Source organism: Oleiphilus sp. HI0043 (genome assembly GCF_001634935.1).
In genome coordinates this window covers 1-659 of sequence record NZ_LWEY01001023.1, presented here as the reverse complement: position 1 = coordinate 659, position 659 = coordinate 1, and the positions used below count along the sequence as shown (strand labels likewise).

Annotated in this window: 1 protein-coding gene; it reads right to left on the bottom strand. The window is 40.7% G+C overall.

The window, feature by feature from the left end; genetic code table 11:
* Positions 1–312: 312 nt before the first annotated feature.
* Positions 313–603 (bottom strand): HigA family addiction module antitoxin, encoded by a 291-nt coding sequence (locus A3729_RS10900; protein WP_068511195.1) that lies wholly within the window; start codon positions 601–603, stop codon positions 313–315.
* Between the last annotated feature and the right edge of the window lie 56 nt (positions 604–659).

Sequence of the window (659 nt, the reverse complement as noted above, 5' to 3'; positions counted from 1 at the left end):
ATAATTTTTATTTTGTTTATCTGATTTTGACCACGATAAACCCTAAATTCTTACCTGAACTGTCAACGAAACCACCCATCAAAGTGACCCGATTACGCTGAGCAAAAAACTAATTTTTAGAACACTGAACCTTGATGATAACCTGACTTTATAAGAAGGCCATCTTTGCACAAAACTAAGAAAACCGCGTACAAGTGTTTGGTACTTTTGCGCATATAACGCCGCAATTTGCGCGACGGAGTGGAATGGCGGCTTGTTTGCGTGTTTTTGCAAACAAGGTGACAGCCCACGAAGTTCCGCAAGATTACTTGGTTATATGCCTACTGCTTGTAGGGGCTGAATATGATTTTCTGGCCGTTTTGCTGATAAGTCATGAACTGACTGCAAATTAAGCCAAAACTCAGGTGACGTATTAAAAGACTCTGATAATAGCCATGCAGTTTCAGGGGTTACCCCACGCTTACCACGCACTATTTCATTTATGCGCTGTATAGGAACGCCTAGATGTAATGCCAATGCTTTTTGAGTTACCTCAAGAGGCTCTAGAAACTCTTTGAGAAGAATAACTCCTGGGTGTGTTGCTATGCGATTTGAAGGAATCATAATTTACCTCATATTTAGTGGTAATCCACTATTTGGACATCATGAGCAGCGTTAGA

What these genes read in the sequence shown, in the direction of transcription:
- A3729_RS10900 (WP_068511195.1), bottom strand. Translation starts at nt 603, where the DNA reads ATGATTCCTTCAAATCGCATAGCAACACACCCAGGAGTTATTCTTCTC.